Annotated in this window: 28 protein-coding genes; 16 read left to right on the top strand and 12 right to left on the bottom strand. The window is 69.2% G+C overall.

Annotated features, from left to right (window positions below):
* Positions 1–228 precede the first annotated feature (228 nt).
* The 6 genes from CES90_RS37230 (at position 229) to CES90_RS37250 (ending at position 5659) form a co-directional block, all read left to right on the top strand.
* Positions 229–750, top strand: coding sequence for a hypothetical protein (locus tag CES90_RS37230; RefSeq protein ID WP_189787694.1), 522 nt, complete (start codon positions 229–231; stop codon positions 748–750).
* Positions 751–1144: 394 nt separating this feature from the next.
* Positions 1145–1279: a GNAT family N-acetyltransferase gene (locus tag CES90_RS50370; protein ID WP_308437929.1), complete on the top strand. Its 135-nt coding sequence runs from the start codon at positions 1145–1147 to the stop codon at positions 1277–1279.
* 161 nt (positions 1280–1440) lie between these two features.
* Entirely contained in the window at positions 1441–3297 is a 1857-nt protein-coding gene (dnaK, locus tag CES90_RS37235) for a molecular chaperone DnaK (RefSeq protein WP_189787693.1), read from the top strand.
* A complete protein-coding gene (gene grpE / locus CES90_RS37240; protein ID WP_189787692.1) occupies positions 3294–3968 on the top strand; it encodes a nucleotide exchange factor GrpE in 675 nt (224 codons plus the stop codon). Before dnaK ends, grpE begins: the two co-directional genes overlap by 4 nt.
* Before the next feature lie 54 nt (positions 3969–4022).
* Positions 4023–5201, top strand: a complete 1179-nt coding sequence (dnaJ, locus tag CES90_RS37245) for a molecular chaperone DnaJ (protein ID WP_189787691.1) — start codon at positions 4023–4025, stop codon at positions 5199–5201.
* 5 nt (positions 5202–5206) lie between these two features.
* Positions 5207–5659: a heat shock protein transcriptional repressor HspR gene (locus tag CES90_RS37250; protein WP_189787718.1), complete on the top strand. Its 453-nt coding sequence runs from the start codon at positions 5207–5209 to the stop codon at positions 5657–5659.
* Between the two features lie 71 nt (positions 5660–5730).
* Here the strand turns inward: CES90_RS37250 and CES90_RS37255 are convergent, their stop codons facing one another.
* The 8 genes from CES90_RS37255 to CES90_RS37290 form a co-directional block, all read right to left on the bottom strand.
* Positions 5731–6273 carry a hypothetical protein gene (locus CES90_RS37255; RefSeq protein ID WP_189787690.1) on the bottom strand — a complete coding sequence of 181 codons (543 nt, stop codon included), beginning with the start codon at positions 6271–6273 and terminating at the stop codon, positions 5731–5733.
* Between the two features lie 128 nt (positions 6274–6401).
* Positions 6402–7820, bottom strand: a complete 1419-nt coding sequence (locus tag CES90_RS51705; RefSeq protein ID WP_189787689.1) for a fibronectin type III domain-containing protein — start codon at positions 7818–7820, stop codon at positions 6402–6404.
* A gap of 32 nt (positions 7821–7852) precedes the next feature.
* Positions 7853–9895: a fibronectin type III domain-containing protein gene (locus CES90_RS37265; protein ID WP_189787688.1), complete on the bottom strand. Its 2043-nt coding sequence runs from the start codon at positions 9893–9895 to the stop codon at positions 7853–7855.
* Between the two features lie 154 nt (positions 9896–10049).
* Positions 10050–10325, bottom strand: a complete 276-nt coding sequence (locus CES90_RS37270) for a PemB family protein (RefSeq protein ID WP_229914391.1) — start codon at positions 10323–10325, stop codon at positions 10050–10052.
* A 382-nt stretch (positions 10326–10707) separates the two neighbouring features.
* Positions 10708–11292 carry a fibronectin type III domain-containing protein gene (locus tag CES90_RS37275; protein ID WP_189787687.1) on the bottom strand — a complete coding sequence of 195 codons (585 nt, stop codon included), beginning with the start codon at positions 11290–11292 and terminating at the stop codon, positions 10708–10710.
* A 14-nt stretch (positions 11293–11306) separates the two neighbouring features.
* The gene (locus CES90_RS37280) at positions 11307–12416 is read right to left on the bottom strand and encodes a fibronectin type III domain-containing protein (protein WP_189787686.1); all 1110 of its coding nucleotides are present in this window, start codon (positions 12414–12416) and stop codon (positions 11307–11309) included.
* Positions 12417–12464: 48 nt separating this feature from the next.
* Complete coding sequence (locus tag CES90_RS37285) at positions 12465–12671, bottom strand: DUF397 domain-containing protein (protein ID WP_189787685.1); 207 nt, start codon at positions 12669–12671, stop codon at positions 12465–12467.
* 12 nt (positions 12672–12683) lie between these two features.
* The gene (locus CES90_RS37290) at positions 12684–13565 is read right to left on the bottom strand and encodes a helix-turn-helix domain-containing protein (protein WP_189787684.1); all 882 of its coding nucleotides are present in this window, start codon (positions 13563–13565) and stop codon (positions 12684–12686) included.
* Between the two features lie 236 nt (positions 13566–13801).
* On the opposite strand from CES90_RS37290, the gene CES90_RS37295 reads away from it, so the two are divergent.
* A complete protein-coding gene (locus tag CES90_RS37295; RefSeq protein WP_189787683.1) occupies positions 13802–14233 on the top strand; it encodes an ATP-binding protein in 432 nt (143 codons plus the stop codon).
* Positions 14234–14251: 18 nt separating this feature from the next.
* On the opposite strand, the gene CES90_RS37300 is transcribed toward CES90_RS37295, so the two are convergent.
* Complete coding sequence (locus CES90_RS37300; RefSeq protein WP_332836434.1) at positions 14252–14866, bottom strand: transposase; 615 nt, start codon at positions 14864–14866, stop codon at positions 14252–14254.
* Here CES90_RS37300 and CES90_RS37305 point away from each other — a divergent pair.
* Positions 14757–15275 carry a TolB-like translocation protein gene (locus CES90_RS37305; protein WP_189787682.1) on the top strand — a complete coding sequence of 173 codons (519 nt, stop codon included), beginning with the start codon at positions 14757–14759 and terminating at the stop codon, positions 15273–15275. The genes CES90_RS37300 and CES90_RS37305 overlap by 110 nt on opposite strands.
* A 52-nt stretch (positions 15276–15327) precedes the next feature.
* On the opposite strand, the gene CES90_RS50380 is transcribed toward CES90_RS37305, so the two are convergent.
* The gene (locus CES90_RS50380) at positions 15328–15753 is read right to left on the bottom strand and encodes a hypothetical protein (protein WP_232791353.1); all 426 of its coding nucleotides are present in this window, start codon (positions 15751–15753) and stop codon (positions 15328–15330) included.
* Between the two features lie 145 nt (positions 15754–15898).
* On the opposite strand from CES90_RS50380, the gene CES90_RS37310 reads away from it, so the two are divergent.
* The 5 genes from CES90_RS37310 to CES90_RS37330 all read left to right on the top strand — a co-directional run bounded on the left by CES90_RS37310 (position 15899) and on the right by CES90_RS37330 (position 20991).
* Entirely contained in the window at positions 15899–17086 is a 1188-nt protein-coding gene (locus CES90_RS37310; RefSeq protein WP_189787681.1) for a hypothetical protein, read from the top strand.
* Between the two features lie 730 nt (positions 17087–17816).
* Positions 17817–18632 carry a hypothetical protein gene (locus CES90_RS37315; RefSeq protein WP_189787680.1) on the top strand — a complete coding sequence of 272 codons (816 nt, stop codon included), beginning with the start codon at positions 17817–17819 and terminating at the stop codon, positions 18630–18632.
* 104 nt (positions 18633–18736) lie between these two features.
* A complete protein-coding gene (locus CES90_RS37320) occupies positions 18737–19252 on the top strand; it encodes a hypothetical protein (protein WP_189787679.1) in 516 nt (171 codons plus the stop codon).
* Positions 19253–19399: 147 nt separating this feature from the next.
* Complete coding sequence (locus CES90_RS37325; RefSeq protein WP_189787678.1) at positions 19400–19711, top strand: hypothetical protein; 312 nt, start codon at positions 19400–19402, stop codon at positions 19709–19711.
* On the top strand, positions 19708–20991 hold the full coding sequence (locus CES90_RS37330) for a zeta toxin family protein (RefSeq protein ID WP_189787677.1): 1284 nt from the start codon (positions 19708–19710) through the stop codon (positions 20989–20991). The genes CES90_RS37325 and CES90_RS37330 overlap by 4 nt, the downstream gene beginning before the upstream one ends.
* 23 nt (positions 20992–21014) lie before the next feature.
* Here the strand turns inward: CES90_RS37330 and CES90_RS37335 are convergent, their stop codons facing one another.
* Positions 21015–21719 (bottom strand): formylglycine-generating enzyme family protein, encoded by a 705-nt coding sequence (locus CES90_RS37335; RefSeq protein ID WP_189787676.1) that lies wholly within the window; start codon positions 21717–21719, stop codon positions 21015–21017.
* 373 nt (positions 21720–22092) lie between these two features.
* On the opposite strand from CES90_RS37335, the gene CES90_RS37340 reads away from it, so the two are divergent.
* From CES90_RS37340 to CES90_RS37350, 3 genes are all read left to right on the top strand, one after another.
* Positions 22093–23214, top strand: coding sequence for a sugar ABC transporter substrate-binding protein (locus tag CES90_RS37340; RefSeq protein WP_232791354.1), 1122 nt, complete (start codon positions 22093–22095; stop codon positions 23212–23214).
* A 133-nt stretch (positions 23215–23347) separates the two neighbouring features.
* Positions 23348–23770 (top strand): hypothetical protein, encoded by a 423-nt coding sequence (locus tag CES90_RS37345; RefSeq protein ID WP_189787674.1) that lies wholly within the window; start codon positions 23348–23350, stop codon positions 23768–23770.
* Positions 23771–23947: 177 nt separating this feature from the next.
* Complete coding sequence (locus CES90_RS37350) at positions 23948–24463, top strand: hypothetical protein (protein ID WP_189787673.1); 516 nt, start codon at positions 23948–23950, stop codon at positions 24461–24463.
* A gap of 67 nt (positions 24464–24530) precedes the next feature.
* Here the strand turns inward: CES90_RS37350 and CES90_RS37355 are convergent, their stop codons facing one another.
* Positions 24531–25373 (bottom strand): transglutaminase family protein, encoded by an 843-nt coding sequence (locus CES90_RS37355; protein ID WP_189787672.1) that lies wholly within the window; start codon positions 25371–25373, stop codon positions 24531–24533.
* Between the last annotated feature and the right edge of the window lie 6 nt (positions 25374–25379).

The raw sequence follows: 25379 nt of genomic DNA on the forward strand, positions 1-25379 counted from the left end.
CTCGGCGTGCCGGGCATACACCCTCGTACGTACTGGATGTACTTGGGTGTGTGCCCGGTGCGGCGGTGGGGGCCCCTCCCGCTCGAGCGGAGTCGAGAGTGGGGGAGCGTGCATGGCGTCGCGGGGCAGACGGGAAGGTGACGACAGGCCCTAGGGGGCCGGAGCTGGCGACCGGGTATCGGACAAACTCGTGGCCCCGCGTAGCGTGTCGCGTTCATCATGGGCCGCATGGATGATCGCGATCACGAGCTTCCCGCGGCGGTGGACACGAAGGCGCTGCTCGCCCTGTCGGACGAGCACCACGATCGCCCCGTACGCCCCCTGGGCACCCATGAGGCCGCCGGTCACCTGGTCAAGGTGTACGCCCTGGAGGCGCCGGGGCGAACCGTGACGGAGCAGGACGCGGACGCCGCCCTGAGGATCGCCGAGGCGCACCTCCGACTCGGCCGTACGCGCGGGTCGCTGGGGCTCGCCGTACTGATCGTGCACGCGGGAGGGGACGGCGACTACGTCCTCGTCCACACGTGGATCGAGGGGCTCATGGCCGACCTGGCGATCTTCGCCGGACCGGTGGGGCGGCTCGACGAACTCCGCCCGGGCCGCACCGGCCTCGCGCCCTGCGTCTGGGAGGCCGCCGTCATCAGCCACGAGCGCGACGCCTACTCCCGCCACGTCCTCGACGGCGGAGCGACGATCGCCGACCGCCTGAGGGCCTGGCAGAACGACACCCTGGAGGGCAGCCTCCGGTGACCGCCGCCCCACGTGTACGCCCCGCCCGCCCCGCCGACCTGCCCCGGATCGCCGACTTGGCCGCCGAACACGCCGCCTACGAACGCGCCGCCCCGCCCGCCCCCGACCTTGCAGAGCGCCTAGGGCGTGTCGCGAAAGTCCCGCCTGCCGCCTGCCGCCCGGCATGCACTCTCGCCGCACCGGGCGAAAGCCCAAGTACATCCAGTACGAGGGTGTATGCCCGGCACGCCGAGAGCACGCGCCTCCGCGGACATCAGCCGCTGCCGCGGCGGGCGCGGGGCCGCTCTCCGGGCGACGACGGGAATGTGACGACAGGCCCTCGCCTCGCTCCTCTTCGACACCCCGGAACCCCGGCCCCGACCTCTCCACCTGGCAGGGCCGCGAACACCTCCACATGGACTGCCTCTTCCTGCGGGCCGACAGCCGTGGCTCGGACCTCGGCGCGCTCCTCGTGGAGGCGGTGGTGGCCGAGGCCCGCGACCTCGGTCTCTACGAGCTCCACGCGAAGGAGAAGCTCCGCTACGGCTGATGGTGACGGGCTGAAGTCCACGCAAAACCCCAGGTCAATCCCCCCTTGCGTATAAGCAAAACATAAGAGTTGAGCCCCCTCGGCTCAGCTCTGTTGACCCAGCGGGAGGCGTCATGCACACTTGAGTCCGTTCCACTCAAGTCATTGCTGGAGGAATTGAAATGGCACGTGCGGTCGGCATCGACCTGGGCACGACTAACTCCGTCGTCAGCGTTCTGGAGGGCGGCGAGCCCACCGTCATCACCAACGCCGAGGGCGCCAGGACCACGCCGTCCGTCGTCGCCTTCGCCAAGAACGGTGAGGTGCTCGTCGGCGAGGTCGCGAAGCGCCAGGCGGTTACCAACGTAGACCGGACCATTCGGTCTGTTAAGCGTCACATGGGTACCGACTGGAAGATCGAGCTGGACGGGAAGCCGTTCAACCCGCAGCAGATCTCCGCGTTCATCCTGCAGAAGCTGAAGCGGGACGCCGAGGCGTACCTGGGTGAGAAGGTCACGGACGCGGTCATCACCGTTCCGGCGTACTTCAACGACTCCGAGCGCCAGGCGACGAAGGAAGCCGGCGAGATCGCCGGTCTCAACGTGCTGCGCATCGTCAACGAGCCGACCGCCGCCGCCCTCGCCTACGGCCTCGACAAGGACGACCAGACCATCCTCGTCTTCGACCTCGGTGGCGGCACCTTCGACGTGTCCCTCCTTGAGATCGGCGACGGTGTCGTCGAGGTCAAGGCCACCAACGGTGACAACCACCTCGGTGGTGACGACTGGGACCAGCGCGTCGTCGACTACCTGGTGCAGCAGTTCCGCGCCGGGCACGGTGTGGACCTCGCCAAGGACAAGATGGCGCTCCAGCGGCTCCGCGAGGCCGCCGAGAAGGCCAAGATCGAGCTGTCCAGCTCCACCGAGACCTCGATCAACCTGCCCTACATCACCGCCTCCGCCGAGGGTCCGCTCCACCTGGACGAGAAGCTCACCCGGGCGCAGTTCCAGCAGCTGACCGCCGACCTTCTGGAGCGCTGCAAGACGCCGTTCCACAACGTCATCAAGGACGCGGGCATCAACCTCTCCGAGATCGACCACGTCGTTCTCGTCGGTGGCTCCACCCGTATGCCGGCCGTCGCCGAGCTCGTCAAGGAGCTGACCGGCGGCAAGGAGGCCAACAAGGGTGTGAACCCGGACGAGGTCGTCGCCATCGGCGCCTCGCTCCAGGCCGGTGTGCTCAAGGGTGAGGTCAAGGACGTTCTGCTCCTCGACGTGACGCCGCTTTCCCTCGGTATCGAGACCAAGGGCGGCATCATGACCAAGCTCATCGAGCGGAACACGACGATCCCGACCAAGCGGTCCGAGATCTTCACCACCGCCGAGGACAACCAGCCGTCCGTGCAGATCCAGGTCTACCAGGGCGAGCGCGAGATCGCGGCGTACAACAAGAAGCTCGGGATGTTCGAGCTGACCGGTCTGCCGCCGGCGCCCCGCGGCGTCCCGCAGATCGAGGTGTCCTTCGACATCGACGCCAACGGCATCATGCACGTGACCGCGAAGGACCTGGGCACGGGCAAGGAGCAGAAGATGACCGTCACCGGCGGCTCCTCGCTGCCGAAGGACGAGGTCGACCGGATGCGCCAGGAGGCCGAGCAGTACGCGGAGGAGGACCAGAAGCGTCGCGAGGCCGCCGAGACCCGTAACCAGGGCGAGCAGCTCGTCTACCAGACCGAGAAGTTCCTCAAGGACAACGAGGACAAGGTCCCGGGCGACATCAAGACCGAGGTCGAGGCCGCCGTCGGCGAGCTGAAGGAAGCCCTCAAGGGCGAGGACACCGCCGAGATCCGCACCGCCACCGAGAAGGTCGCCGCCGTCTCGCAGAAGCTCGGCCAGGCGCTGTACGCCGACGCCCAGGCCGCGCAGGCCGCGGGCGGGCCGGAGGGTGCCACCGCCGGTGGGGCCAAGGCCGGCGGCTCCGAAGATGACGTGGTCGACGCCGAGATCGTAGACGAGGACCGTAAGGACGGTGCCGCGTGACGGAGGAGACCCCGGGCTTCGACGAGCAGCAGCCGCAGTCGGCTCAGCCGCAGCAGCCCGACGTCCCCTCCGGCTCCGAGGACGCTGAGCCGAAGGCCGCCCCCCAGGAGGGGGCGGCCCCGGCCGGGGACGCGGGGGCAGCGGCCCAGGTGGCCGGCCTCACGGCGCAGCTGGACCAGGTGCGTACGGCGCTCGGTGAGCGCACGGCGGACCTCCAGCGGCTCCAGGCCGAGTACCAGAACTACCGTCGTCGGGTCGAGCGCGACCGGATCCAGGTCAAGGAGATCGCCATCGCGAACCTCCTGACCGAGCTCCTGCCGGTACTCGACGACATCGGCCGCGCACGGGAACACGGCGAACTCGTCGGCGGATTCAAGTCCGTCGCGGAGTCGCTGGAGACCGTCGCGGCGAAGATGGGGCTGATGCAGTTCGGCAAGGAGGGCGAGCCCTTCGACCCGACGATCCACGAGGCCCTGATGCACAGCTACGCGCCCGATGTCACCGAGACGACGTGCGTGGCGATTCTCCAGCCGGGGTATCGCATCGGCGAGCGCACCATCCGCCCGGCGCGGGTGGCCGTGGCCGAGCCCCAGCCGGGGGCGCAGACCGTCAAGGCCGAAGAGACCGAGACGGCCGACGACAAGGAGAGCGGTGGCCCGGACGAGGGCTGACGCCGACGGCGTGCACGGTGACGTGCACGGTGAGTGGAAGGAGGGACGTCGAGGATGAGTACCAAGGACTTCATCGAGAAGGACTACTACAAGGTCCTCGGCGTGCCCAAGGATGCCACCGAGGCCGAGATCAAGAAGGCGTACCGCAAGCTCGCCCGCGAGTACCACCCGGACGCCAACAAGGGCAACGCCAAGGCGGAGGAGCGCTTCAAGGAGATCTCCGAGGCGAACGACATACTCGGTGACCCCAAGAAGCGCAAGGAGTACGACGAGGCCCGCGCCCTCTTCGGCAACGGCGGCTTCCGTCCCGGACCCGGCGCCGGCGCCGGCTCGTTCAACTTCGACCTGGGCGACCTCTTCGGCGGCGGCCCCCAGGGCGGCCAGGGAGCGGGCGGCTTCGGCGGCGGGCTCGGCGATGTCTTCGGCGGCCTGTTCAACCGGGGCAGTTCCGGCACCACGCGGGTGCAGCCCCGGCGCGGCCAGGACATCGAGTCCGAGGTCACGCTGAGCTTCACCGAGGCCATCGAGGGCGCGACCGTACCGCTCAGGATGTCCTCGCAGTCGCCCTGCAAGGCCTGTTCCGGCACCGGCGACGCCAACGGCACCCCCCGGGTGTGCCCGACGTGCGTCGGCACCGGCCAGGTCGCGCGGGGCTCCGGCGGCGGCTTCTCGCTGACCGACCCCTGCCCGGACTGCAAGGGCCGGGGCCTGATCGCCGAGAACCCCTGCGACATCTGCAAGGGCTCGGGCCGCGCCAAGTCGTCCCGCACCATGCAGGTCCGGATCCCGGCGGGCGTCTCCGACGGCCAGCGGATCCGGCTGCGCGGCAAGGGCGCGCCCGGCGAGCGCGGTGGACCCGCGGGCGACCTGTACGTGGTCGTGCACGTCGACCCGCACCCGGTGTTCGGCCGCAAGGACGACAACCTCACGGTGACCGTGCCGGTGACGTATCCGGAGGCGGCGCTCGGCGGCGAGGTCAGGGTCCCGACCCTGGGCGGTCCGCCGGTCACCCTGAAACTGCCCCCGGGCACCCCCAACGGCCGTACGATGCGGGCCCGCGGCAAGGGCGCCTTCCGCAAGGACGGCACCCGCGGGGATCTGCTGATCACGGTCGAGGTGAGTGTCCCGAAGGACCTGTCGGGGAAGGCTCGTGACGCGCTGGAGGCGTATCGCGAGGCGACCGCGGGCGAGGACCCGCGGGCGGAGCTGTTCCAGGCCGCGAAGGGAGCATGAGTGTGATGGACGGCCGCCGTAGAAACCCTTACGAGCTGACGGAAGAGACACCGGTGTACGTCATCTCGGTGGCCGCCCAGCTCTCCGGTCTGCACCCGCAGACTCTGCGTCAGTACGACCGCCTCGGCTTGGTCTCCCCGGACCGCACCGCCGGGCGCGGCCGCCGCTACTCGGCCCGCGACATCGAACTGCTGCGCACCGTTCAGCAGTTGTCGCAGGACGAGGGCATCAACCTCGCCGGCATCAAGCGCATCATCGAGCTGGAGAACCAGGTCGCCGCGCTCCAGGCGAGGGTCGCCGAGATGGAGGCCGCGCTCGACGGCGCCGCCGCGGCGATGCGGCAGCGCGAGGCCGCGGTGCACGCGTCGTACCGGCGTGACCTGGTGCCGTACCAGGAGATGCAGCAGAGCAGCGCGTTGGTGGTGTGGCGGCCGAAGGGGCGGCAGACGTCGGACTGACGCGACGCATCGAGCGAAGGGGCCCTGTCGGTACTTCCGGTACCGGCAGGGCCCCTTGCGTGGTGTGCCCGTCAGAAGAACAAGTCGCCGAAACCCTGCGCGGTGAGCGTCCACGTGGGCTCGGCGCCCGTGCCGAACGCGGCGGCGAGGGCGTAGCCGAAGGCGGCGTCGAGGGCCTCCGGCTCGGCGTCCGCGCGCCACTCCCCGACGACCCTGCCGTCGCCCTCGGAGGAGAAGTCCCCGATGTGCTCCGTCGCGTCGCGGAACAGACCACTGTCGTCCGTGGAGTTGGGGACCAGACGCCAGGAGTGCTCCCCGTACCGGACGTCGACGCGGAACGAACGCCGGGTCAGCCGGCCCTTGGCGGGCTCGATGACGGCGTCCGTGCCGTCGACGGTGAGGGTGAGCAGGGTGCCGTCCCGCGTCCCGACCGGGATGTACTCCTCCGCCTCGGTCCCCTCGGCCCGCCGTATCTCGATCCGGGGCACCCGCTCCCCCGCCACGACGACCTCGCCCCGTACGACGTCCAGCCGCACGGAGATCTCACCGAACCGGTCGTCCACCACGAGGGTTTCCACGACCGGCTCGGCCTGGGGTGCTGGGTCCTTCGGCATACGGTGGTCCTTCGCTGGGGGAAAGCCGCTGTCGATGAGAAGGACGCGGGCACCCGGCGTCGCGTTCCACGGCGACACCCCGCTGGACGCGGCCCACGGACGTGTCGTCGAACCCGGTCACCGTCCCGTCACTGGCCGGTCGGCTCGCTCAGTGTGTTCAGCTCGGTCGCGACCACGACGTTCGCCTCGCCGGTCCACTTGTAGTGGGAGTTCCAGTCGTCGTCGACGGCGTCGATGAAGAAGCAGCGCTCCTCGCCGTCCGGGACGGTCTGGTACTCGTACGAGGTGGTGTCGGCCGACAGCCACTCCACCTCGCCCGCGTAGCACATCTTCTCCCCCTCGTCGCCGACGAGTTCGCCGCCGTAGACGACGTACCGGGCCAGGTCGGGCGTCGGGTTGGCGTCCCACTTCAGCTCGAAGCCGTACTCGGTCGGCGTGGCGGTCAGCCCCGTGACGGCGGAGGGCGGTGTGTCGTCCCGGCGCCGCCCGCTGACGGAGGCGGAGGGCGTGGACTCGTTGCCCGCCGCGTCGACCGCGGTCACCCGGTAGTGGTAGGTGACGCCCACCTCGGCGGTCGCGTCCCGGTAGGAGAGCTGGTCCGTGGTGCCGACCTGGGTGTAGGTGCCGTCGGCGCTCGCCGCGCGGTGGACCCGGTACGACGACGCCCCCGTGACCGCCGCCCAGCCGACGCGGATGCCGCCCGCCTCGGAGGCGTCGGTGACGTCCACGCCCTGCGGAACGCCGGGTGCGACCCGGTCGACGGTGGTGACGGCCCGGTCGGCGGTGCCCGTCGACTCGTTCCCGGCCAGGTCGAGGGCGCGGACCTCGTAGTGGTACGTCTCGCCGGTGACCGGCAGGGTGGCGTCCGTGTACGACGTCCCCGTGGTCGTCACCAGGGGCTCGGCGAAGGCAGCGCCCTCCGCGCGGCGGTACACGCGGTAGCCGCGGAGGTCCATCTCCTTGTTCTTCAGCCAGATCAGCTCGGCCTTGCCGGTGGTCTTGTCGTACGCCACCGAGAAGCCCGTCGGGACGAGCGGCTTGACCGTGTCGACGGTCGCCGACGTGCGGGGCGCGTACGCGAAGGAGACGTTGGCGGCGCCGGTCCAGTTGACGTAGTCGATGCGGAGGGTGTGCTTGCCGGAGGGGATGGTGAGGTTGAGCGTCTTGTTCTGGGTGGTGGAGACGTTCGTCCAGAGGCTGATCTTGCGGACGCCGTCGACGTACACCCGGATGCCGTCCTGCGCGGCGGCGGTGAAGGTGAACGGGCCGCCGGAGCCGAAGTCGCGGGTCACGGTCCAGCGGACGCCGAAGTAGTTCTTCGGCAGGCCGATGGCGGGGGCTCCCGTGCCCCAGTTCTCGCTGATCTTCGAGTCGCAGTCGGTCTTCTTCGGTGTCCCGGAGAAGGTGGTGTTGCCGTAGAACTGCCGCTTGAAGACGGGGGACGTGCAGGTGACGGCCGCGTTCGCCGTCGTGGCGGTGGCGGTCAGCAGACCGGCGGCGGTGGCGACCGCGAGGGCGGCGGCCGTCGCGATTCTGGCGGGAGTCATGGGGCGCTGGGGTCTTTCTCTCTGTGAGGTGGTCAGGTGAGCGTGTGGGCGCCGACGGGCACGGACTCCGTGCCGTCCGCGTACACGGCCGTCACCCGGTAGAAGAGCGTCGTGCCGGCCTTCGCGTGAGAGTCCGTGTACGAGTAGGTGTTCGCGTCCGCCGTGTCGGTGAGCTTGACGTACGCGGCGGTGGCCGGGTCCCAGCGGTAGACGCGGAAGTGGGCCGCCGGGCCGTTCGGGTCCTGCTCGGCGTTGTAGTCCCAGCCCATGGACCGGATGCCCTCGGCGCCGAGGAGGACGCCGTAGTCGTCGACGTTCATGGACGCGATCGGCGACCCGTCACCCGGGGTGGCCTCGGTGGGCCGCATGTCGAGTTCGGTGGCGCCCACCGTGGGGACCTCGGCCGAGGCGGCGTCGAGGGCGTTGCCGTCCCCGTCGACGGCGACGACCTTGTAGCGGTAGCTCTCGCCGTCGGGCAGCATCCGGTCGAGGTTCTGGGACCACGTGGTGCCGTAGGGGAGGCTGTCGCTGATGTCGGTGTAGGTCCACTCGCCGTTCGCGTACACGCCCCGGTGGATCTGGTAGTCGGCGACGTCGGCGGCGGGGCTGTCGTCCCAGTCGAGCTTGATCCCGTTCTCCACTGGGGTCGCCGTCAGTCCGGTGACCGGGCCGGGGGCCGTGTAGTCGCCGACGTGGTCGACCGTCAGGGAGGCCGAGACGGGGCCGAGGTTGCCGGCGCCGTCGACGGCGCGGACCGTGTACGTGTATGACGTGGAGCGCTGGACGGAGGTGTCCACGAAGGAGGTGCCGTAGCTGGAGCCGATCGCGGAGCCGTTCCGGAAGACCTTGAACGTGGTATCCGTGCCCCACGTCTGGTCCCAGGACCAGCTCAGCGTGACGTCGTGCTCGCCGTCCACCGCCTTGAGGTCCTGGGCGGCGACGGTCGGCGGGGTCCTGTCCCATGTCTCGAACATCGCGGTGCCGGAGGCGGCCGACTCGTTGCCGTGTGTGTCGACGGCGGTGACGACGTAGTAGTACCAGTCGCCGGTGGCCGGCGGGGTCTCCGAGTAGTACGACTCGTACTGCCCGCGCTCGCTCACCAGGTTGGCCTCGGGGAGCACGACCGGGTAGGTGGTCGACCGGTACACGCGGTAGCCGGCCAGGTCGGACGCGGCGACCTGGTCCCAGCGCAGCTCGACCTCCGTCGTCAGCCCTATGTCCCAGTTGTCCTCCACGCCGGTCGGCGCGGCCGGGGCGGTCGTGTCGACGGTGGTGACACCCTGGTCGGCCGTCCCCGGGGAGACGTTGCCGGCCTTGTCGTAGGCGCGGACCTCGTAGTAGTAGATGTCTCCCGTCTTGGGCAGCGTGGTGTCCGTGTACGACGTGGAGGTGGTCGTCGCGAGGGTCGCGAGGGGCTTGGTGCCGAACGAGGTGCCCTTGAGCCGGCGGTATACCCGGTAGCCCGCGAGGTCCATCTCCTTGTTCTTCGCCCAGGTGAACTTGGCGGCACCGGTCGCCTGGTCGTACGTCACCGCCGGGGCGGTCGGCGTGAGCGGCTTGGTCGTGTCGACCGTGGCCGAGGTCCGGGGCGTGTACGTGAACTTGACCTTGGCGGAGCCGGTCCAGTTGACGTAGTCGACGCGCAGGGTGTGCCTGCCGGACGGGATGGTGACGTTGACGGTCTTGGAGACGGTCGAGGAAACGTTTTTCCACAGGTCGATCTTGCGGGTGCCGTCGAGGTAGACCCGGATGCCGTCCAGGGCGGAGGCGGTGAAGGTGAACGGGCCGCCGGAGCCGAAGTCGCGGGTCACGGTCCAGCGGACGCCGAAGTTGTTGGACGGCAGCCCGGAGGCGGGCGCGCCGGTGCCCCAGTTCTGGTCGATCGCGCTGTCGCAGTCGGTCTTCTGCGGCGTACCGGAGAAGGTGGTGTTCGCGTAGAACTGCCGCTTGAACACGGGGGAGGCGCAGGTGACGGCCGCGTTCGCCGTCGTGGTGGCGGCGGTCAGTAGACCGCCGGCGGTGGCGAGCACGACGGCGGTGGCTGCGGTCGCCGTCGTACGTCTGGCTGAGGTCATGAAGTCTCTCAGGTCCTTCAGTGCGTGATGCCGATCGGTGCGTGATGCCGATCGTCACCGGCGAGGGGACACCGCCGGTGACGATCAGACGCACGAGGGGGGCGTTTGGTTGTACGGGACGCGTGGGACGCGTCGGTGATCCGGGGTGGGCAGGTCAGCCCAGGTCAGGCGTCCAGTCGCCCAGATAGTCGGCCTTCTCGTACGAGGCGGCCTCCTCGGCGGTGAGCTGCGGGCGGTTCTCCGTGGCCGAGGCGACCGAGACGGCGCCGGTGTTGGCGTACTCGCGGAAGAAGGAGTCCTTCCAGGAGTACGTCGTGCCGCCGGAGGTCCAGTCCTGGTAGGGCGCCGCCTTGATGGCCGCCGGGAGCGACGACTCGCGGATCACCAGGCTGCCCTTCGCGCCGCCGGTGGCGACGGCGGTCGTACGCACCCGCCCGAGGCCACGCCTCCGCCGAGGCCTCGCGCGTTCGCTCGCGCTCTGTCTCGAAGAGCCCTCGGTCATACCCTCGGTCATACCCTCGGTCATCACTACAGCCCTTTCGGCCCATGGGGACGACGGAAACGAACGGTGTCGGCATGGGGGAGTGGGGCGCTACAGCGCATGTGGGGCTGCTGGGAAAGCTGTTGCGCGTAGCGGGGAGGATAAGGGATGGGACTGTGGGCCTTCGCTGAGGGTCCCCAGGTCCGTGGGACGGTAATTGGCAGATTTGGCTCGGCTCCGGGGCCGCTGACCGGGGGCTGCGGGGGTCTGGGGTGGGACGGAACTGCCAATCACTTCCCCGGTTACGGAGGGGAGGGCCGTGTGGTGGTGACTAGCTCTCGCCCTCGGGGGTGTTTGGCTCTGTCAGCGTGACGTACGAGAACTCTTCGCCGCTGCTCAAGCGGGAGTTGCCGTCGGTGTCCACGGCGACGACGGCCCAGCGGACGGTCTCGCCCTGTGCGTCGCTGAGATCCCTGATGTACGTCACCGACTCGTCGAACCAGTCGTAACCGACAGAGTCCCACTGTTCGTACTGCCAGACCCCGTCGATGAGTTGGCCACGATGGATTTCGTAGCGGTCGACGCTCTCTTCCTCGGGACTGCGCTGCCAGGTGAGCTGGAGGTCGGTGCTCACGACGACACCGGTCAGACCGGTGACGGCAGCCGGGGCGAGCCCGGTCGCGGGGGCGGTGGCGTTGGCCGGCGCCGATGCGGTGGACTCGTTGCCCATGGTGTCGACGGCGGTGACGGTGTACGTGTAGGCGCGGCTGTGCCGGACACGGTCGTCGAGGTAGGAGCGCTGCGACGCGCGTACCTCGCCCACGAGGCGGTCGCCGCGGTAGATCCGGTAGCGCGACAGGTCCTCGGGGACGGGTCTGGTGGGTGCACGCCATGTCAGCTCGATGCCGGTCGCCACCTTGGTCGTCGCGGTCAGCCCGGGGGGGCGGAGGGTGCGTGATCGCTCCGGTCCACCAACCCGGGCTCCGACTTGGCCGACTTATTGCCAGCGGCGTCGACGGCCGTGACCCAGTAGCTGTAGAGCAGATGCTCCCTGGCGGTGGTGTCCAGCCAGGCCGCCGAGGTCACCTTCGCCACCTGGACCACGGGTTCGTCCATGGCGTCGGTCTCCCAGCGTCGGTGGAGGAGGTAGTGCGCCGCGCCCGGCACGGGGTTCCAGGACAGGGTGACCCCCGGCTGACCGTCGGTCGCCGTGACGCCCGTCGGGGCCGAGGGCGCGGTCCGGTCAACCGTCGTGACCGGCCGGTCGGCGCCGCCCGCCGACTCGTTGCCGGCCTTGTCGTATGCGCGGATCTCGTAGACGTACGTCTCTCCGGTCGCCGGCGGGGAGTCGGTGTACGAGGCGGCAGTCACACGCGCGAGCCGCTTCCATCCGTCGTCACCCTTCACCCGCCTGTAGACCCGATAACCGGCGAGGTCGAGTTCCCTGTTCCCCGCCCAGGCCAGCCTCACCCTGCCGGTCGCCTTGTCGTACGTAGCCGACGTGCCGGTCGGGGCGAGAGGTGCGACCTTGTCGACAGCGGCCGAAGTCCGCGGCGAATAGCCGAACTCAACGTGCGCCGAGCCCGTCCAGTGGGCGAAGTCCACGCGCAGGGTGTGCTTGCCGGAGGGGATACTGACGTCGACCGTCTTCTTCCGCGTGGCGGTGACGTTCTTCCACAGGTCGATCTTCCGTACGCCGTCGACGTAGACACGGATGCCGTCCTGGGCGGCGGCCGTGAAGGTGAAGGGGCCGCCGGAGCCGAAGTCCCGGGTGAGGGTCCAGCGAACGCCGAAGTTGTCCTTGGGCACCCCTGAGGCCGGGGCTATGGTCGCCCAGTCTTCGCTGACGGCCGTGTCGCAGTCGGTCTTCTTCGGCGTACCGGAGAAGGAGGTGTTGCCGTAGAACTGCCGCTTGAAGACAGGGGACTTGCACGTGGCTGCCGCGCTGGCCGATGTGGCTGTCACGGCCAACAGGCCGCCTATGGTGCTGAGCACGACGGCACCGGCAACTGCGGCAGTCGTGGCTCTGGCCGGGATCATGGTCTCCTCGGTCGTGGTCGAAGACGACCGGACGAGGGCCGCCGACGATCACGACTCCCGGACGGGGCGAATGGTTGTAGCGGGCCTGACGTACCGCAGGAGGGCGGCGAGGCCGTGGGGACCGGTCGTCAGAATGACACGGGGTTCGTCGCTCTCGCGGAGGCGGATCGTTCCGTCGGGGGTGGTGGCGAGGTAGAGGCAGTTACCTTCGGGGCCGCCGCTGTACGACGATTTTTGCCAGTGCGCTTCGGGCATCCGATGGCCTCCTCAGAGGGTGTAGAGCACATGCTGGACAAGGGCCAGCGAGTCCTTCACTGAGTGTGTTTCGGGGGCCAACGATACGTCGACGGGTGCGAGGGCATTTTTCGCGATGCGGTCGAACAGGGAGCCGTACTCCTCAAGTTGGGGCTGTCCCACCAAGTAGTGGGAGCCCAGGAGCTGTTCGATGACGACGGTGCCCAATCTCGGGTTGGCGGGCACGATATGGGCGAAGTTGCCGGTGAGGGCGGCGTGTGCCTGGGCCGTGAACGGATAGATCTGGATGGTCACGTTCGGCAGCCGTGCCAGCTCGATCAGGTGCAGCAACTGCTCCCGGACGACCTTGATGCTGCCGAACCGCATGTGCAACGCGGACTCGTGGATGACGGCGTGCACAGACGGAGGGTTGTCGCGCGTCAGGATGTGCTGCCGTTCCATGCGGAACCTCAGCGCCTCCCCGATGTTGGTGAAACCCAGGTCGGGGCTGGTGAAGATGGAGCGCGTGTAGTCCTCGGTCTGGAAGAGCCCCGGGATGAACAGCGGCTCGTGCGTCCTGATCGCCACGGCCTCTGATTCGAGCTCGGCCAGGTTCAGGGGGTCCGGCCCCAGGTGCTTCCTGTACGCACGCCACCAGCCCTTGCCGCTGGCCTCGGACATGGCGACCAGCGCTTCGATATAGGGCTCCTCTGAGCAACCATAGATGCGGCAGAGGTCGAGTAGTCGCTCGGTGAGGATCGAGGTCCGGCCGGCTTCGATGTGGCCCAGCTGCCCGCGCGTCATGCTGATTCGATCGGCGGCGTCCGTCGTGGTCAATCCGGCTTGCTCGCGCAGTTGTTTGAGTTCGAAGCCGAGTCGCCGCTGTCGTTCACTGATGGTGGTGCGCAGTCCCACGGGTTCTCCTTGGCGATCGGCCCAAAGTCTGCCCCGTCGGGGGAGGTTAGTCCACCGGCTGCGGTGAATAGGTTGCTCGCGAGAACCCCGTATCGCTACGGTGAGTGCGGTTCCGATAACACCTCGGAGTCGTCCGACTTCCCCTGCCCGTAAGCCGACAGAGCACCCGCACGCGGGCGACGCCATCGCCGAGCAGCGGGACCCGCCCCCCCATCCCTCCTTGTCAGGAGCCCCCCATGGACCCAGCCCGCCGTGCCGCCCATCGCCCCACCCAACTCACCCACGAATACAGCCTGTTCTCCCCCGCCGACGCGACCGCGCCCCGCCTCTGCCGGGACTTCGTCCGCACCGTCCTCTCCACCCACGGCCGGGCGTACCTGATCACGCCCGCAGCCCTGTGCACCTCGGAACTCGTCACCAACGTCCACCTGTACACCAAGGGCACGGCCATGCTCCGCGTCCGCCTCACTCCCGCTCGGCTGCGGGTGAGCGTGTTCGACGAGAGTGCGGACCCTCCCGCGCTCGTACGGCCCGCCGGAGGGGGCGCCGCCTGCTGGGGGCGCGGCCTCGCGCTCGTGGCGGAGATGGCGGACGGGTGGGGCGTCGCGGACGGGCGGGCGGGGCGGTTCGCGAAGGGGGTGTGGTTCGAGTTGTGGCTCGCCGGGTGAGCCGACCGCTGTTGCACGTTAGAAGCTCAAGACCTTGTCCGAACTACCCGATCGACCAGGCTGCGGTGCAGGCGCTCTCCCCAAACTTTGGGATCGATGCGGCGGAGACTGCAACGACCTTCGAGAGCGCCGAACTGGGGCGGCCGAACTAGTGTCCTGGTCCGGAGATCCGCAGTAGCGGCAGATACGGTCGATGATCTGGTCGGCCGTCTTGGCCCACTTGAACGGCCGGGCGTCCTCGTTCCAGGTCTTGATCCAGTCTTCAAGTGCAGTCTTGAGCTCGTCGAGGGAGCAGAACACGCCGCGTTCGAGGCAGCGCCGTTCCAGTTCGGCGAACCACCGCTCGACCTGGTTGATCCATGACGAGTACGTGGGCGTGAAGTGCAGCTCGAACCGGGGGTGTGCCAGCAGCCACTTGTGCACCACCGGCGCCTTGTGGGCGGAGAGGTTGTCGCAGATCACGTGGACTGTGATGGGCGTAGCGCTCACTTTCACACGCTTCAGTACGGTGTCGATGGAGCCGGTGTCGAAGTTTTCCGCCAGGAAGGCGACGGCCTGGCCGGACGGTGTCAGCGCCTGGGGGGAGCCGCTCGCCGCGAGGACGGTGGCGGTAGTGACGATGTCCTGGGTGATGAGACCAGCGGCCTCGGAGGACGTGAAGTCGGGCTGGGGCGGCGCTGGCTACAGGCTGACCGACATCACCAATAACGACCTGAGCGGCCGGGAGCTTTGTGATCCGGCGTTCTGGCGCGACGACACAACCCTGGTGTGCGGCTTGCAGCAGCTCACCCTCACATCCGATTACTCCTCCGTCGCGGAGACCAAGGAACTGGTCCCCGCCAACGACCGCAGCAACAGCACCCCGGTACCTTCACCGGACGGCAAGAGCTTCGCTTTCCTCTCCAGCGGCGAGGGTGGCACCGTCACGCTCTTCAAGGGCGACCTGGACTCCCCCGTCGCCCAGCCCGTGAAGGTCGCGGACCTGGAGCCGCCCCTTGACGGCTCCGACGACCACCGGGAAACGCTGGTCCGCTGGAACTGACGTTGCAGGGGCCTTGGGCTGCCTACCCCGGCCCCAGCGGGGGTCGGGGCCATCAGGGCCGCGCCGAGCCTCGCGGCCGGGCGCGGATCCGTACCGGGGTGGTGGGCCGGTCCTGGCCTGGCTTCCGGCGGGCCGTCGTGGACATGGATCGAGCTGCGGCGCTCGACGGGCGGTTGCGATCGTGTGACTGCGCGACGCTCTGCAGGGGGTCGGTGATCCTGGACTGGGGCGTACGCCACGCCATCGGTCTGTCGGGGCGGTGGATGATCCAGTCGGTGTCCTTGAAGTGGGAGGACAGGGCGCGGCCGAGCTTGGTCGCGTAGAAGGGCCCGGCGGACTCGAAGACGCCCAGGGAGAGCGGTCTGCCCAGCTTCGTCTGCCCACCTGCTCGCCCAGTCGGCCAGCGAGGGGACGGTGCCCAGCACCGTCTGCTTGTCGAGGTATCCGTGGCCTCGACATCAACACCAAGCACGGGCACGCCACTACAACAACGAAGCCACAGCGACCTGCGGCCTCGTCACACCAACCGCAATGGCAGTACTGGGTTGGCTCGCAAAGATCACCTCCGCCTAGCATGTTCACGCCATTGCCCGGGTGTCAAACCGCCTCGACGGAAGCGAACCATGCATCTCAAGCGGATAATCGCTGCGACCGCCGCCCTTGCCTCCTTCTCCCTGATCACGGCCTGCGAGGACGCCGACGCCGACCGCGCGACTGCCGTGACCAGCCCCACTGCGGACAGCGGCGCCGGCGCCGACACGCTCGAGCAGGCGCAGGTCTACGTCCAGCGGTACGCCTCGTGTGAGCAGATGAGCACGGACCCGAAGGACAGCCGACTGCCGCTCACCGAGTTCACCGCCGTCGGCAAGTGGTCGGTGACCGAGCGCGGGGTGTGCAGCGACCGCGTCGAGAACGGCGAGATCATTTTCTACATGTTCTCCGACATGAAGGCGTTCCAGGAGGGCTACAAGCAGCGCGTGCTGGCGAAGATCGCCTCCGGCGACCGCAACTACGGCCTGTTCAGCCGCGTGCTCGTGGGGAAGAACTTTGCCGTCACGCCTACCGAGACCAAGACGGCGCTCAAGCTCTCCCGCTCGGACCTGCGCGTCCTGACCTGCAACCCGACGGCCAGCGTGCCCGAGGGCTACAAGCGGGAGAAGGCCCTGGTCGAGGGCTGCGTCCTGAGCGACTTCGTGGCGAGCGACGGCGGGGACGGCAGCCCCAACTTCGAGACCCCGCAGGACCCGAACGCGGAAGGCGAGTCCGAGAAGCCGGGCCAGCCCCCCGCGGGAAGCCTCGGCCTGCCGCGCGCGGGGAGCCTGGCCGAGTTGAAGCAGTTGGTGCACCCGCACACCGTCGACTGCACCAGCTACTCGACCGACCCTGTCTCCCTCGCCGTCGAGTCGATCGACTACCAGCCGGTGATCACCGGTGACCACCGCCTTTGGGGCATCGGGGACCGGGCGATCTGCGGGGAGCCCGGTGGAGCGCAGCGCGCACGCAACCTCAACTGGCTCGACATGGTGAACGACATGGAACTCCTGCAGACTCGGGCGAAGGCCGCCCAGCAGGAGGACCTGAAGGACGACAACCGCCTGAAGGCCACCGTGAGCAGGCTGCTCGTCGGCGAGAACATCGCGGTGGAGAGCAATGACCCGAGCGTCCGCAGCGGCCTGTACCAGCTCCAGTTCCTCTACCTGAACTGCGAGCCTGGCTTCTCTGCCCCGGCCGGCTACCGCGTGGAGAAGGCGAGCGTCGAGGGCTGCGTGCTGACCAACTACGAGCCCGGGGTCGAGGTCGGCGGCAACTGAGAGCGCGTCGCTGACGCGACTCGCCGGGTCCTGTTCCCCGTCTCTCGGATCCTGGCCGGCGTCGAGAGGGGATGCCGCCACGCATTCCCTCTCGACGGACAGCAGCCACTCGCTCTCCGCATCGATCACCACGGCGTGGTGATGCGACTTGCCGATGTCTACCCCCGGCCCAGATCTCGGGCACGATCACCTCCGCCGGCTCGTCGTACATCGATCCCGCAGACGAACGTCGGCGTTGTCCTACAGCAGCGATCGAGTAGCGTCTCCGCGCGACCAAGTCCCTTGGACGTCATCCGCTTTCCGAACGTGATCGGTTGGTTGTGGGTGGGTGGGCATGAACTCCAGTCGGCAGCGGGAGAGATGGGCGCGGTTCGTCCGCTCGTCTCGTTCGTGGAGGTGACCGGTGCCGTCGGCGGATCGTCCTGTTGCAGCAAGGCCCGCTGTCCACGGAGAAGGCCGTGCGCGCCGGTGCGGTGGCCCACCAGCGGGTGGCGAGGTCGGGGGAGGCGCGCATGTCGTCGGCTCTGCCGTTCGTGACGTCGTGGCGAGTGGGCCTGCGGCGCCCCTTGGGCGGATGGAGAGGCTGTCGCCAATGCATTCCTCCCTGCATCAGCGTGCGCCCTGCACGCAAGTGTGACGTGGTCATGATCGATTAGGGTTGGGTGTCGTCGTATGGCGAGCGCACAGCCACGTGCCCGCCCTGGGGAGAATGAGAAGTGGAAGCAGGCCCATGCTGAACGACATCTGGGTGGTCCTGGGCGTCGGCATCATGAAGCTGACCGCCCCGTCCCGGCCCGGTCTCGTCCAGGACCCGGTCATCTCCTGGCTCCAGCGCGCCCGTACGGCGCTGGGGCTGCTCGCCACCGTATGGCTGGTGATGGCCTATCCGCTGCGGAAGGGGCGGCAGGAGTTCGTCCTCGATAAGCTGGAGAACCTGGTGGTGGGGTGCGGCATCCTGCTGGGGGCCGGGGCCATCGGGATCACGCTCTTCATCCTCGCGGCGCGCTCCCCGCTGGGGGGCGTGTACGCACGCCGTCTCGTCGGGCCGCTGACCGTGATCGGGGTCATCGTCCTCGGGGTCGGGCTGTGCTGGCTCATGGTCCTGGCGCTGCGCGGTGAGATCATCTCCAGCGACGACATCGGTCGGTACGATCTCACGTTCGGGTTCTTCGGTGAGACGGCCGGCACGATGATCACCGGCCTGGCCATCATGGCGCTGTTGGTCCTGGGAGCCATCGGCTGCGTCGTCGTACTGCTCATCTCCATCGTCACCACCCTGCTGGTCACGTTCATGGCCCTGAACTCGTGCTTCCGCACGGCCGACATCCACGAACTGCTCCCCGCCCTCCTCTCCCCCCTGCTCGTCTGGTCCCTCTTCGCCCTCAGCCTCGGCGACACCCCCGACGTGGCGGCCCCACCCGCCGTCCTGTACTCCTTCCTCCTCGGCGGACCGCTGACCGTGACGGCCCTGTCCGTGTGGGAGATACGACGTCTGCGTCACCGGCACGGGATCACCTTGCGGACGGCACTGGGCCGCGACCGCTGACGCAACTGTCGGCCCAACTGACGGCATCCGCTGAACCATCCGCGCCGAAACGAGGTCTCATCAGGGGATACGTCTACGAGCGCACCGCTCCCGGGGAGGCAAGCATGGCCATGGTCGGACTGTTCTGGATCGCCGAGGACGGCGGGGTGTACGTCGGGGCCGAGCCGGAGGGGTACGCGCGTGCGGTGCGGCTGACGCGGGACGGACTGGAGGGGCTCGGCACGGATCAGAGAGGTCACTGGGGCTGGGCGGAGGTCCGGTCGGTCGCCGTGCGGGACGTACGGGCCAGATCCTCCGCCCGGCTGTTCGCCAGCACTGCCGTCGACATGGCGCTCAACGTCGTCGGCGTCGGTACGGACCTCCCGGGCCTTTTCGAGGTGCATGTCGAAACCGCCGACGGGACCGTCGAGTTGGACACGTACGCGGCACCGGCCATCGGCGGGTACGTCCAGTCCGAGTACGACCTGTCCGTCGCCCTGCTGGAGCGGTTCGTGGCCGGTACGGCGGACGTGGACGCCCTGGCGGAGTGGGGCCGGGCCCACGCGGGGGAGGGGACGCCGGGGCGGGAGGAGCGGGAGGCCCTGCTGCGGAAGTGGGCCGAGGGCGCCGTCGAGGGCTGAGCGGACGGTCGGCGGCACGCAAGCCCCACGTACCGGCCCGGCCCCAGGAACCCACCCCCGGGAACCCACCCCCCGCACCCCGTCGTCCCCCAGAATGACCACCGGAAACGGCGGACACGGCGGACACAGCGGGACACGGGAGGAACAATGACCGCACGGGACAACGGCATCTCGGTGACGCACGACCTGGAGCCCCACGACTGGTCGAACGAGGAGACCGCCGCCTACGAGGCGGCGGTCGAGGCCGTCAACGGGGCTGTCGGCGCCTACAGCGCGCTCATCGCGGCGGAGGAGGCCAAGGACGCCCCCGACCCCGCCGTCATCGAGGCGGCGCGGGCCGCGCAGGGCCGACTGGCCAAGGAACGTGAGCAGTTGCGCTCGGCCGATCGTGAGCGGATCGCCGAGGCCCGCGCACACTACGCCCGGGTCGCGCGCGAAGTCCTGGAGGGTCTCGCGTGATCGACCCCGCCGAGGTCGAGCGGCACCGGCTGCCCGACGCCGAGAACCAGCGGATATTCCGCGAACGCATCGTCCCCGACCTCCTGGCGGGCCGCGTCGGGCAGCAGACGCCCACCGTGGTGTTCCTGGTGGGCCAGCCCGGCGCCGGCAAGAGCAGGGTCACCGAGATGGTGGCCGGCGTGCTCAACCGGCACGGCGGCTTCGTGGACGTCGACAGCGACCTCTACAAGCCGTACCACCCCGAGTACGCCCGGCTGATGGCCCAGGACGACACCCTCATGGCCGCCTACACCCGCGCCGACGGGCGGGCCTGGATGGCCCAGGCCGAGGCGTACGTCCGTGAGCACGGACTGCACGCGATCATCCAGGAGACCTCGCAGAACGCCCAGGCCGTGGAGGAGAAGATGCGCGCCTACCGGGAGTCCGGCGCGCGCGTCGAGGCCCTGTTCATGGGCGTGCCGCAGGCGATGAGCAACCAGGGCATCGTCAACCGGTACTTCGAGCAGCTCGCAGACCGCGGCCAGGGACGGCTGACCGTGCAGGCGAACGCCGACGAGTCGTACGTCGGTATCCGCGAACTCGCCGACCGGGTGGACCGAGGCGCCCTCGCCGACCTGGCGAGCGTCTACCGGCGCGGCGAGAGCAAGCCCCGCTACAGCAACTCCCTGGACGACACGGGGAACTGGGCCGGCCCGCCGGGGTTGCGCCAGGCCCTCGACACCGAGCGCGTACGGCCGTGGACGGCGGCCGAGAGCGATGCCTTCGTCGCCACCCAACTACGGCTGCGGGAGGCCGGCCGGGCCCAGGGCGGCCCCGAGTGGCCGACCAGACTCGCCCACATCGAGGACCAGGCCCGCCCCCTCCTGACCCCCCGGGCCGCCGCCCAGCTCACCCCGACGGCACCGGACGCACCCGCGTCCCAGACATCGGCGGCCGCCGCCGCGACGTCCCGGACCACGCCCACCCCACCGGCCCAGGCCTCACCGGCGTCCCCCACCTCGGCGGCCGCCGCCGCGCGCTCCCGCAGCACGCCACGCCCCGGCAACCCCACCACGCCGCAGGCCCCGGGCGAGACACCGCGCACCGGCCCCGCCCGCCCGGCACCACGACAAGGACCGGCACCACAACAAGGATCGGCACCACAACAAGGATCGGCACCACAACGAGGACCGGCACCACAACGAGGACCGGCACCACAACAAGGACCGGCACCACAACAAGGACCGGCACCACAACAAGGACCGGGCGGCCCCCACCCCAACCGGGGCCGCGGCAGATAGTCCCCGCCCCGGTACGAACATGCTCATCCCGTCCCCGACCGCGCCACCCGGAACCCCACGTCGTCCACCCGGAACGTCGGATGGCTCCGTCTGCGTACGCCGGCCCGGCAGCTCCAGTGCTCGTCGAACCAGCCGCCGCCGCGCAGGACACGGTAGGTGCCGTAGACGTCGGGGTCGTAGAGGTCCCAGCACCACTCCCAGATGTTGCCGAGCATGTCGTGCAGGCCCCAGGGGTTGGGTCGGCGGCCGCCCACCTCGTGGAGGTGTTCGCCGGAGTTGGCGCGGTGCCAGGCGATGTCGTCGAGAGGGCCGTAGTGAGGGCCGGTGGTGCCCGCCCGGCAGGCGTACTCCCACTCGGCCTCCGTGGGGAGCCGGTAGCCGTCGGCGGAGGGCGACCACTCCACCGAGTCGCCCTCTTCCTCATCGGTATCGGCTATGGCATATGCCGGGGTCAATCCCTCCTGCTCCGACAATGCGTTGCAGAAGCGCACGGCATCCCACCATGAGATGTTCACCGCGGGGGTCCGGTCGGCCGGTGTTCCGGTCGTCGGTGTGCCGCCCCGCAGGCGCCGCAGGCGTTCGTACTCCCCGCGCGTGACGGGATGCACCGCGAGTCGGAAGGAAGTGACATCGGCCACCCACTGCCGTCGGGTCCGTCGGTCGGATAGGGGCACCGAGCCCGGGGGAACGGAGATCATCCCGGTCTCCGTCGTCGTGTCCGCGTCCATCCCGGGAGCCTAGTCGTGGAGCCCGGTCGTGGTCCCTGACCTGCCGACCCCGACCAGGCGGCCCGCCCCCCCCGCCGGCTCGAACCCCGTTTGTACTCGAAGGGCAATCGCGCGGCGGCCGCTCGGGCAGAGCGGTTCGCGGCGGCAGCCGTTGGCTCGTGTCAGGGTGAAGATCGCGCGGCGAAACCGTGAGCCTCTTGCTTTACCCTCTTCACACCGAGACCACACGAGGCTGTTGTCATCTCGTTAAGTGATTACTCCTTGACGCTGAGGTTATCACCGCGTTGGCTTTCAGCCATATGGGTCGCAGTGATGCGCCCACGCCCGGAAGGCCCTTGATGTGAACGCCCTTAACACCAGCAACGCCCTCAGTGTGCGTAAAGCTTGCCGCACCACCGTGCGCCGTACCGCCACTGTCCTCGCCGCGTCCGCCGCGGCCGTCTCCCTCGCCGCCTGCGGGGTCGTGGACGTGGGTGACAGCGCCGAGGCGAGCCCCACGAAGGGCGATGACATCACCGTGGGCGTGCTGTTCCCGGACAAGGACGCCCAGCGTTGGGAGCAGTTCGACTACCCGATCATCAAGAAGAAGATCGCCGAGCTGACGAACAACAAGGGCGTCACCAAGTACGCGAACGCCGAGAAGGACCCCGAGACCCAGATCACCCAGCTCGAACAGATGGTGGCCGACAAGGTCGACATCATCATCATCTCCGCCGTGGACTCCAAGTCCATCGCGAGCGCCGTGCAGACGGCGGACGAGGCGGGCATCCCCGTGATCGCCTACGACCGGCTGGCCGAGGGCCCGATCGACGGTTACGTCTCCTTCGACAACGAGCTCGTCGGGCAGGTGCAGGGCCGCGCCCTGGTGGAGGAGCTCGGCAACAGCGCCGCCAACAAGATCGTCATGATGAACGGGTCCGTCTCCGACCCCAACGCCGCGATGTTCCGGGACGGCGCGCTCTCCGAGCTCCAGGACAGCGTGACGATCTCCGAGACGTACGACACCACGGACTGGGACCCGAAGGTCGCCAAGGTCAACATGCAGAAGGCGGTCTCCAAGCTCGGCCTCGACAACATCGACGCCGTCTACGCCGCCAACGACGGCATCGCCGGTGCCGTCATCGACGTGCTCAAGACCGCCGGGGTCTCCAAGGTGCCGCCGGTCACCGGGCAGGACGCCGACCTGGACGCGGTGCAGCGGATCGTCGCCGGCGACCAGTACATGACCGTGTACAAGTCGTTCCCGCTGGAGGCGAACGCCGCCGCCGAGATGGCCGTCGCCAAGGTCCAGGCCCGCTCCATCGAGTTCGACGCCCTCGCCAAGGACAGCGTCGACTCCCCCACCACCAAGAACATCCCGTCCCAGCTGGTCCCCCCGGTCGCGCTGACCAAGGACAACATCAAGGACACCGTCATCGACGACGAGATCTACACCGTCAAGGAGATCTGCACGTCCGACTACAAGGCCGACTGCAACGCCCTCAAGCTGAACTAGGGCCTCCCTGCCCCGGCTCCGGTCCGCGCTCTCGCGCAGATCCTGTGGAGTCCCGTGAAATCCCCGTACCAAGATCACGGCATGATCTAAGGTAGCCGACTGTCATGTCGTGATCACGGGGGACGACTGTCGGATGCCGACCAACGGGGCCGTAACGAAGCCGCGTGCGCGCACAACACGCAGCCGCACGCCGATCAGCGAAGCAGCGTCGGCACTCCCGTCGACGCTGCTCACGAGGTGCGGCCTCGGCCGCTCCGACGCCGCCGACGACAAGGGCACGGAGAAGACCGCCGGTCCCGGCGCTGAAGGCACCGCGAGTGCTGCCACGTACGACGGTCACGGCCCCCGGCCGCCCGGCTCCGCCGCGAAGCCGGCGTGGAGCCTTGACGCCGACTCCTTCGCCGCCCCCGGCAATCCCTGGAAGCTCCGCCCCCGCATCGTGGGCGAGTTCCAAGGCCGCCCCCACCGTGTCCCGCACGTCTTCGAGACGCCGTACCCGCTGGCCCCCGTGCCCCCGTGCGGCTCACAGCCGATGGCTCGGTCCTGCGTGGCCTGACGACCGCCGTGGACGGCTTGCTCTCGTTCGCTCCGACGGCCTCCTGATCCTCGCTCCCTGCTTTCCACCCCCATCCCCCATCCCCCATCCCCCATCCCCCATCCCCCATCCCCCATCCCCCATCCCCCATCCCCCATCCCCCATCCCTCACTCCGCTCGATCACCTAAGGAACCCCCGTGCGTACCCGCTTGGCCGCTTCCGGCTGTGCCCTTCTGTTCGCCCTGACCCTCACCGCCTGCGGCGACGAGGTCGAGTTGCCCATGGCCTCGAACACCGAAGGGGTGGCGAGCTATGTGGAGAAGAACATCGGCGGCTGCACCGACACCGACTACTTCTCGTCCGGCGAGATGCGGTTGATCAAGTCGGAGGTGAGCGCCGCCCTCGACGGCGGCGGCGAGTGCGAGCTCGGCGACGACGGGGACATCGAGTTCCTGTACGTCAGCGACATGACCCAGTTCCAGAAGGACGTGGCGCTCATCGACGAGAACGAGGACGACCCCCTGATGGTGGGGATGGACTTCGCACTCGACGTGGACAGCGACTACATCCAGACCTTCCTCGACAAGGGCCTGATGCTCCTCGACTGCAACCCGGGCATGCAGACCCCGGAGGGGTTCACCCGGGTCGAGGCCGAGGGCGGCTGCGTGCTGACCAACTACGTACGGCCGTCGGACGATTCGACCGACTCCTGACGCCCGCCGCCCCCGTGACCTGATGACGCCCGCCGCCACCCGTGACCTGATCGCCTCCTGACCCGGCTCACGCCACCCGCGTGAACTCGATCGTCACCTCCGGCGGCCCCCCGGGCACCCCCCGGTAGATCCCCTTGTGCGGGGTGACGTCGTCGTAGTCGCGGCCGCGGCCGACGACGACGTGGGACTCGTCGGCGCGGACGCGGTTGGTGGGGTCGTAGCCGGTCCAGTCGCCGGCCCAGTACTCGATCCAGGCGTGGCTCTGGCCGGCGACGGGGCGGTAGAGCTCGGCCTCGCGTTCGGGGTGGAGGTAGCCGGAGATGTAGCGGGCGGGCAGGCCCAGGCCGCGGAGCATGCCCAGGGTGAGGTGGGCGATGTCCTGGCAGACGCCGGCGCCCTGGTCCCACGCCTCGCTCGCGCTGGTGTGGACGCCGGTCGCGCCCGGCACGTACGAGACGTGGTCGGCGACCATCGACGAGACCGCGACCGCCGTCTCGTGGACGTCGAGGCCGTCCGCCGCCTCCCGGGCCTTGTCCAGCAGGTCCGCCGGGAGTGTCGTACGGCTGGTCGGGGTCAGGTACTCCAGGAGGCGGGAGTCGGGGGTCGCCGCGGCGATCTCCGCCCACCCCGGCGCGTCCGACAGCGGCTCCGGCGGGGCCGTCTCCACCAGGCTGGACGCGGTGATCGTCAGGGTGGAGTGGGGGTCGATCAGGTCGAAGCCGGTGACCTGGGTGCCCCAGTAGTCCCAGTACGACCAGGTGGGTGTGGACGGGTTGACCAGGACACGGGCGTCCAGGGTGGTCTGGCCGGGGAGCGTCAGCGGGGTCATACGGACCTCGTTGTGCGAGGAGGCCGCGGGCTGGGCGTATGCGACGCGGGTGGTGTGCTTGATGCGCAGTCGGCGAACCATGGCCGT

The organism is Streptomyces capitiformicae (assembly GCF_002214185.1).
In the GTDB taxonomy this organism is placed as follows: domain Bacteria; phylum Actinomycetota; class Actinomycetes; order Streptomycetales; family Streptomycetaceae; genus Streptomyces; species Streptomyces capitiformicae.